This is a genomic window from Cupriavidus sp. 2SB (assembly GCF_005503625.1).
In the GTDB taxonomy this organism is placed as follows: Bacteria; Pseudomonadota; Gammaproteobacteria; order Burkholderiales; family Burkholderiaceae; genus Cupriavidus.
Genome location: NZ_SCMX01000135.1, coordinates 1 through 8,769, shown reverse-complemented (window position 1 = coordinate 8,769; position 8,769 = coordinate 1). Strand labels below are relative to the sequence as shown.

The following is an 8,769-nucleotide window of genomic DNA, read 5'->3' as shown; positions in this document are numbered from 1 at the left end:
TGTTGTACGAAGACCGATTTACCCACCCGCACCTCTGAGAGAATGCAGGCTTGCCAATCCATTCGACCGGCAAGCCTCTAGCTGTCCTGCACACAAAAAAACTGACAGGCCCTTTCATTTTGGCAAGACCATACTCCCGCTTCCGGTGTGCTCCCCTCTCCCGCGCGCGGGAGAGGGGAGCAAAACAAGCGCGGGAGAGAGAATCAGCGCTCAACCACGCGCCACAGCCTTCGCCTCCACCTCCGCCAAATACTTATGAATCTGCGACACCACAGCCGCCCCTTCACCCACCGCGGCCGCCACGCGCTTCGTCGATCCCGATCGCACGTCGCCAATCGCAAACACACCCGGCACGCTGGTCTCCAGCGTGTAATCGGCCCGATCCGTGCATGACTGGTGGGCGTCATAGCCCGTCAGGATGAAGCCCTTGTCATCGGTCGCGACATTGCAAGAGCGCAGCCATTCGGTGTTGGGTGCGGCGCCGATGAACAGGAAGACATGGCGCATCGGTATCGCCACGCATTCGGGGCCCCGCGCGCGCTCCTTGTAACGCACGGTCGATAGCCAGCCCTCGCCTTCCATGGCCGTGATCTGTGCGTGCGTATGGAGATGCACGTTGTCCAGGCTCTTCAGGCGATCGATCAGGTAGCGCGACATCGTGGCCTCCAGCCCCTCGCCACGCACCAGCATGTGCACCTCTGCCGCGTGCGAGGCAAGGTACACCGCCGCCTGCCCGGCGGAGTTGCCGCCACCGACCAGCATCGCGTGCTCGTCCTTGCACAGCTTGGCCTCCACCGGCGACGCCCAGTAGTACACGCCACGGCCCTCGTAACGATCCAGCGCGTCGATCTCCGCGCGGCGATATTGCGCGCCGCTGGCCACCACCACGGTGCGCGTGGGAATGCGCCGGCCATCGTCCAGTTCGAGTTCGATAGGGTTCGCGCCGCAATGGAGCTTGCGGGCTTCGAGCGGAATGGCGAGGTGCGCGCCGAACTTGAGCGCCTGCACGAACGCGCGTCCCGCCAGCGCCTGGCCCGAGATTCCCGTGGGAAAGCCCAGATAGTTTTCGATGCGCGCACTCGCACCCGCCTGGCCGCCCGGCGAGCGGCAATCGAGCACCGCGACCGACAGCCCTTCGGACGCCGCATAGACCGCAGTGGCCAACCCGGCTGGGCCTGCGCCGACCACGATCACGTCATAGACGTGGTCCGGGTCGAACTCCGGCACCAGCCCGAGGCAACTGGCAAGCTGACCTTCGTCGGGGGCGCGCAGCACGCTGCCGTCCGGACAGATCACCAGCGGAAAATCACTCTGCGGTGCATGGCTGAAATCGAGCAGACAGGTGCAGTCGCGCTCGGTTTCGATATCGATGACGCGATGGGGATGGCCATTGCGGCGCAGGAACGCCTGCAGCGAGAGCAGCAGCGGCTCCGTACCCTTGCCGACCAGGATCGGGCCGCCGCCCCGCTCGATCAACCCGACGCGGCGCAGGATCAGCGCGCGCATGATGCGCTCGCCCAGATCGGCCTCGGCCACCAGCAGCGCGCGCAGATTGACCGGCGCGATCACCAGGATGGTGCAATCTTCCAGCGCCAGCGCATCGACCAGCGCCGGCTTGCCGGTGAGCTGGCCTACCTCCGCCAGGAACTGCCCCGGGCCTTCCTCGGTAATCGGATGGCGATCGCCAAACCCGTCGAGCTGGTCGATGCGCACGCGGCCGGACAACACGACATGCATGCCTCGCCCGGTATCGCCAGTCACGAAGATCATCTCGCCTGCCCGCCACGTCTGCACGGTGCCGAAGCGGCGGATCCGATCGATTTCCGCCCCCGTCAGCGTGGGAAACATCTGGTGGCGGCGCGATTCCAGATTCGAGAACGGCGCGTCGAGCGGCGCATCTTGCCCAGGGTCCGGTGCGGCTTCTGGATCGGCTTCGGACATCGACGTCACCTGCGATATTTCCATGCTGCGCTCCCCTTCTCGTGAAATCACTATTCAGGACATCGAACACTGGTCTGGATAGTAATCCCGCCAAGATGAAATGCGCATGAAGTTTTGCTGGATGCGGCCGTTCGCGCCAGCGTGTTGATGGCGTGTTCCTGTTGTGTTAACCGCTTGCGCGGGATCACGACGCGTCTGAATGCGCTTGGGTATGGTGGCGGCACCTTCCGAACGACGCCGCATGGCGCCCTCCTCTATGAAAAAACCGACTGGCACCCAGTGCTTTAAATCATGGTGAGAATATTAAGCGCTGGCTACACTGTGCCTCGCGCCTCCAAGACGCAACGTTCGTCACGGACCCACGAGGCCCCTGGCGGCATATCAGACAGCCCCCAGCAAGGAGACTAGATGTACCGCGATCGCATTCGCCTGGCCGCACTCCAGGACCGGATCATGTCGGCCGACCAGGCTGCAACGCTGATCCAGGACGGCATGACAGTCGGCATGAGCGGCTTCACCCGTGCCGGCGACTGCAAGGCCGTGCCCATGGCCCTGGCGCGCCGCGCGGCCACCGACCCTTTGCAGATCACCCTCATCACCGGCGCCTCGCTGGGGCACGACACCGACAAGATCCTCGCCGAAAGCCATGTGCTGGCGCGTCGCATGCCGTTCCAGTCCGACGCCACGCTGCGCCGCAAGATCAACGCTGGCGAAGTCATGTTCATCGACCAGCATCTCGGCGAGACCGTCGAGCAGCTGCGCGGCGGCCAGATCGCCCCGGTGGATATCGCCGTGATCGAAGCCGCAGCCATCACCGAATCGGGCGGCATCGTGCCGACCACCTCGGTTGGCAATTCGGCCAGTTTTGCGAAGATGGCCCGCAAGATCATCGTCGAGCTGAACCTGAACATGCCCGTGGGTCTGGAAGGGCTGCACGACATCGCCTTTCCGGTGCAGCGCCCGTATCGTCAGCCGATTCCGCTGATCGCCGTGGAGCAGCGCATCGGCCTGCCCTACATTCCGGTCGATCCCTCGCGTATCGCCGCCATCGTGATTACCCAGCGCGACGACAGCCCGTCGAATGCGCTGCCGCCCGATGCCGGGACGCGCCAGATCGCCGGACACCTGAATGCCTTGCTGGAACGCGAAGTCCGCGCCGGGCGCCTGTCGCCGTCGCTGCAGCCGCTGCAGGCCGGCATCGGCACCATCGCCAATGCGGTGCTGCACGGGCTGGCCGATTCGCCGTTCCATGACCTGACGATGTATTCGGAGGTCCTGCAGGACAGCACCATCGAACTGATCGACGCTGGCCGCCTGCGCTTTGCCTCGGCCTCGTCGATGACGCTCTCCGCCCCCGTGTACCGCCGCGTACTGGACGATATCGAGCGCTACAAGCACAAGCTCGTGCTGCGTCCGCAGGAAATCAGCAACCATCCGGAAGTGCTGCGCCGCCTGGGTCTTATCACGATCAACACCGCGCTCGAATGCGACATCTACGGCAACGTGAACTCCACGCACGTGGGCGGCACGCACATGATGAACGGCATCGGCGGCTCGGGCGATTTCGCACGCAACGCGCATCTTTCCGTGTTCGTGACCAAGTCAGTGGCCAAGGACGGCCGGATCTCCAGCATCGTGCCGATGGTGTCGCACGTGGACAATAGCGAGCATGACGTGGACATCCTCGTCACCGAACACGGCCTGGCCGACCTGCGCGGCCTGGCCCCACGCGAGCGCGCATTGCAGGTGATCCGCAACTGCGCCGACCCCGCCTACCGCGACGGACTGATGGACTACTACCGCCGCGCCTGCCTGCGCGGTGGCCAGACGCCACACCTGCTCGAAGAAGCCTTCGCGTGGCACATCAACTACCGTGATCACGGCTCGATGCTGCCCAACACCTCGCCCGCCGCCAACGATGTACTGGCCGCCTGATCTGGCCGCCTTCCTCTCGCTCAAGCGTCACCCCAAAGTCCGTAGCCAACCGCTACGGACTTCTTTTTATCGCTCCGCTTCCTGCTGGCCGACAACACTGATGCGCGGAAGGCTTGGCGGTTAATTGCCATTTCCATATCGACAAAAATTGAAGCCTCCGGGTTTCGGCCCTCTTTTTGCCGACGCCAAAGTGGCCTATCCTCTCCGCACGACGACACACAACGAATCTGGCGGGGGACCGGGCCCCGTGACACGACCATGGAAAAGACTGCATTCGTATTCGCCGGCGGCGGCAGCCTGGGCGCGGTTGAGGTTGGCATGCTGCGCGAACTGGTGAAATGGGGCGTCAAGCCCGACTTTGTCATCGGCGCGTCCGCCGGGGCGATCAATGGCGCCTACTTCGCCAACAATCCCGATGTGGAAGGCACGGCCAGACTGGAGAGCCTGTGGCGCAGTATCACGCGTGCCGAGATCCTGCCCTGGTCCTGGCGCAGCATGCTGGGGATGATCGTCGGCAATCGCGGCCATCTTGTCGAGTCATTCGGACTGAAGCGACTACTGACCCGGCATTTCGGCGATGCACGCATCGAGAATTCGTCCATCCCGCTGCATGTGGTGGCAACCGACATGCATACCGGCGCCGAGGTGCTGCTCTCGTCCGGCAACATGGTCAGTGCCGTCCTCGCCAGCGCCGCCATTCCCGGCGTGTTTCCCCCTGTGGATGTCGAGGGACGCAAACTCATCGATGGCGGCGTGGCGAACAACACGCCGGTCTCCACGGCCATCCGCCTCGGCGCCACGCGCGTCGTGGTGCTGCCTGCCGGCTTTGCCTGCGACGAGCGGCGCCCGCCGCGCGGTGCGATGGAGCATGCATTCAACGCCCTATCGCTGCTGGTGGCCCGGCAACTCGTGCACGACCTGGAGCGTTGGGGCGATCAGGCGCACATTGCCGTGGTGCCGCCGCTTTGCCCACTCGATGTCTCGCCGTACGACTACACGCGCTGCGGCGAACTGATCGATCGCGCTGCGGCGGCTACGCTGGCGTGGCTGCGTTCGGGTGGTCTGGAGAGCCGACGCGTACCCGGTGCATTGGAACCACATGAACACGACGAGGAACACCCGACGTGCAGCGCGGATATCCAGATGCCACCGCCCGGCCAAGTGCATGTGGACCATCCGGGCCATCAGCATCCGCATAGCCATGGACAGCACTGAGGCGGAATTGCCGGGGAGGCGCGACTGGGTACGCCGTGACGCTGGCGCGCAACGTATGGAGCGCATTGAAGCGTATTTCGGCGGACATGGCTACGACATGCACCGCCACGATACCTATGCGATTGGCCGCACACTCTCCGGCGTGCAGAGCTTTTCGTATCGCCGGAGTACCACGCACAGCACGCCCGGCAGCACCATCGTGCTGCATCCCGACGAGCCGCATGACGGTCATGCGGGCACCGATGCCGGCTTCCACTACCGGATGATTTACATCGAGCCGTCACTGATCCAGCGCGTGATCGGCGGCCGGCCGTTGCCGTTCATCGCCGGTGGGCGATCCGATGACCGTCGGCTGTTCGCCGCATCCGAGACACTGCTGCGCGCGATGGACCGCACGCTCGATCCGCTCGAAGAAGAGGATGCAATCTTCGATCTGGCCCATGCACTGGCTGCCACCGCCGGTGCGCCGCGCGGCCGGCAAGCCGTGGACTACCGTGCGGCGGAAGTCGCCCGGACGCTGCTGCTCGACAACATTGCGCAACCGGTTACCCTCGACGAACTCGAACGCGCGAGCGGCCGCGACCGCTGGGCGCTCTCGCGCGATTTTCGGGCACTCTATGGGACGAGCCCCCATCGCTACCTCGTGATGCGGCGGCTCGACATGGTGCGCCGGCTGGCCGCAGCAGGTCAGTCGCTGGCGGATGCCGCCGCGTGGGCCGGCTTTACCGATCAAAGCCACATGACCCGGCATTTCACGCGCGCATTCGGTCATGCGCCGGGCCGCTGGCTGCGCACGCTGCGCGGTGCGACCTGAAGCTTGTTAGCCGCGCTGCACGAACGTACAAGACGGGGGTCTGCCAGACCTGCACACTGGGCGCTCGATCCATGACGATCCCCAGGAGCCATCGATGCCCCCGTCCCCTCTCGCCTTCCAGACTTACCAGCCCATCAACTTCGCCAGCAAGCTCTCGCTGTTCTCTGACCAGTGGCAACCGCGTGTCATTGCCGAGATGAACGACTACCAGTTCAAGATCGTCCGCATCGAGGGCGATTTCATCTGGCACAGCCATGCCGACACCGACGAGTCGTTCATCGTGCTGGAAGGCGAACTCCGCATCGATTTTCGCGACGGTCACGTGTGCGTGAATGCGGGAGAGATGTACGTCGTGCCGAAGGGTATCGAGCACAAGCCGTATGCGCACGAGGAAGTCCGTATGCTGCTGATCGAACCGCGTGGCGTGGTCAACACCGGCGACGAAGGCGGCGAGCGCACCGCTACCAACGATCTCTGGATCTGAGGTCGCGCAGTGTCCGGGGTGTTGGCACCGACCCAACGATGTTTGCGCGCATGTTGGTAACCCACCTCGTTTTTCCGCCAGTTTCACCACCTGAAGTGCTGCATCCCCCTCGCCCGTCGCCTTCTGACGGGTGGCATGTTCTCTGCGAATAGACGCATCGAGCGCGGCGCCACGCTCGACCCTAACCGGAGCCTCGGGCTCCCTCGGAGAACTGCCATGTTGATCCCGCCACAACTGCGGCCGGGCGTCGTCGCGCCGCCACGTCCGCATCATCCCCCGGTCATTCGCTATCGCATTCGCGGCATCGTGTTGCTGCTGCGCTTGCTGATGCTCTGCCTGCATGCGGCCGCGCTGGCCGACAGCGTCTTGCCACCTCCCTCGGTGCAGCGTCCCGGATTCCTGGAAGACACGGCTGCCCATTACGCTCACAGCGATATCTTCAACGCCGTGGAGGGCATCGCGCCTGTGCGGCCGGGGCGGATGGAACGCAGCGAGCCTTCTGCCGCTCAGCCGGTTCGTCCAGCGTCCCCCACGCCTCCCACCGCCACCACGCTTGCCCCGGCACCGGCGAACGTGCGCCGGGTGAAGGCGCCGTAACCCATACGTAGCCGGACGTTCCCGTTCCTTCGACAGGAAGTCTTTACACGCAACCGCGCAATGGTTGCATGGCGTCTTGTCCACCCATTGCCGCCAACCCACGGTGTGACAAGGGCTGGGAGGCGCGGTACGGAATTTGCGCTGTTTCCGGAATTGCCAGACGTGCAAGGCGTTGCTGCCAAGTGACGCGTGGCAAACCCGCAACCTTCTGGAACAGGAGCGCAACATGGCCGATTACCATTCCGAGCGTTATCGCCGGGGCAACACCTGGCGCGCAACCGAAAACCTTCGTGACGATGATCTGGGTGACCCCTGGGATGACAATGCCGGCACACGCTGGATGGGTCAGGACGACTGGCTGCCCGAATCCTCCGACAACCACTGGGAGAATGCCCGCCAGCGACAGCGGCTGGCGCCGGGTCAACTCAGCGACGGTGGGCCTGCACCGAGCGGCTACCGTGGCAGCGATGACGGGGATCTGCGATATCAGGGCAGCGACCTGCGATATGGTCTGAACGGCGGCTATGGCAGGCTTCCGGAAGATGACCAGTCGTGGCGCACGCGCCAACAGTACGAGAGCCGCCGCTATGCAAGCGAGTACGGCGACTACGGCGACTACGGCGATGTTGGCGATGACCGGCAGCAGTCATACGGCGGGCATCAAGGACGACGCGATAGCGGCTTCGGCAACGCCGACCAGGAATGGCTCCGCCGCGCCGAGCAACGCGGGCCGCAACATGGCTACGCGTCAGGCCAGCGACGGGGCACCTATTTCAACGATTTGCGCAGCGATACCCGCTACTGGACCGAACCTGTCGACGAGTGGGGAGAGGGCCGCCCCTCACGCGCCCAATCGTATGGCCGCGACTATCTCGGCGGGCGCGACAACGGTGACGATCATCGCGGATATGCCACGCGTGGCGGCACCTGGCGCGAGGCGGGAGACGATCAACGTTACGGCCGGGATGAACGCTATGACCGCGACGACGATGACGACCACGGTGTGCTCTACAACCTCGGCCACCGCATCGGAGAAGTCTTCAACGACTGGTTCGGCACCGATGACGGAGAAAAGCGCACGGGCCCGCGCGGCTACACCCGCACCGACGACCGCATCCGCGACGAGATCTGCGAGCGGCTGACGTTCGCCAGCGGCGTGGATGTGAGCGAGGTGACGGTGGATGTGGCAAACGGCAAGGTGACGCTGGGCGGCACGGTGCATCGCCGCAGCCAGAAGTTCGACATCGAGGATCTTGCTGATAATACGTTCGGCGTGACGGAGGTTGAGAACAACATTCGTGTTGCGCACTAGGCGACGACCGTCGCTATGCGCTCCCCTCTCCCGTGTTAGCGGGAGAGGGGAGCAAAACAAGCGTGACAAGAAACGCTTTGCTGTCGGCTACACCCCCAACCTGAAAACACTCACCGACCTTTCCATCCTTTCCGCCTGCTCTCGCAGCGCATGCGCGGCTGCCGCGGCTTCTTCCACCAGTGCGGCGTTCTGCTGCGTCACCTGATCCATCTGCGTCACCGCCTGATTGACCTGTGCGATGCCGCTGCTTTGCTCGTGCGAGGCGCGGCTGATGTCGTCCATCACCGATGTCACGCGCTGCACCGCCGTTACCACGTTGCCGATGGTGGAAGCCGCATCGATGGCCAGCGCCGTGCCACTTGCTATGCGATCCGCTGACTGCGAGATCAGCAGCCGAATCTCTTTCGCCGAGTTCGCCGCGCGCTGCGCCAGCGTGCGCACCTCCCCCGCCACCACGGCAAAGCCCCGCCC

At 64.5% G+C, this 8,769-nt stretch carries 8 protein-coding genes; 6 read left to right on the top strand and 2 right to left on the bottom strand.

The annotated features are described in order from the left end of the window. Positions 1–210: 210 nt before the first annotated feature. Positions 211–1,965 carry an FAD-dependent oxidoreductase gene (locus tag FFS21_RS31170; RefSeq protein ID WP_137928534.1) on the bottom strand — a complete coding sequence of 585 codons (1,755 nt, stop codon included), beginning with the start codon at positions 1,963–1,965 and terminating at the stop codon, positions 211–213. Between the two features lie 384 nt (positions 1,966–2,349). On the opposite strand from FFS21_RS31170, the gene scpC reads away from it, so the two are divergent. The 6 genes from scpC (at position 2,350) to FFS21_RS31140 (ending at position 8,298) form a co-directional block, all read left to right on the top strand. Then, positions 2,350–3,876, top strand: a complete 1,527-nt coding sequence (scpC, locus tag FFS21_RS31165) for a succinyl-CoA:acetate CoA-transferase ScpC (protein WP_137928533.1) — start codon at positions 2,350–2,352, stop codon at positions 3,874–3,876. A 258-nt stretch (positions 3,877–4,134) separates the two neighbouring features. Next, positions 4,135–5,091: a patatin-like phospholipase family protein gene (locus FFS21_RS31160; protein ID WP_137928532.1), complete on the top strand. Its 957-nt coding sequence runs from the start codon at positions 4,135–4,137 to the stop codon at positions 5,089–5,091. After that, entirely contained in the window at positions 5,078–5,905 is an 828-nt protein-coding gene (locus FFS21_RS31155) for an AraC family transcriptional regulator (protein WP_137928531.1), read from the top strand. The genes FFS21_RS31160 and FFS21_RS31155 overlap by 14 nt, the downstream gene beginning before the upstream one ends. A gap of 94 nt (positions 5,906–5,999) precedes the next feature. Next, on the top strand, positions 6,000–6,389 hold the full coding sequence (locus tag FFS21_RS31150) for a cupin domain-containing protein (protein WP_137928530.1): 390 nt from the start codon (positions 6,000–6,002) through the stop codon (positions 6,387–6,389). Positions 6,390–6,605: 216 nt separating this feature from the next. Next, entirely contained in the window at positions 6,606–6,986 is a 381-nt protein-coding gene (locus FFS21_RS31145; protein ID WP_137928529.1) for a hypothetical protein, read from the top strand. A 226-nt stretch (positions 6,987–7,212) separates the two neighbouring features. Next, complete coding sequence (locus tag FFS21_RS31140; protein WP_137928528.1) at positions 7,213–8,298, top strand: BON domain-containing protein; 1,086 nt, start codon at positions 7,213–7,215, stop codon at positions 8,296–8,298. A gap of 87 nt (positions 8,299–8,385) precedes the next feature. Here the strand turns inward: FFS21_RS31140 and FFS21_RS31135 are convergent. Beyond that, a partial coding sequence (locus tag FFS21_RS31135; protein WP_137928527.1) for a methyl-accepting chemotaxis protein occupies positions 8,386–8,769 on the bottom strand: 384 nt, incomplete at its 5' end.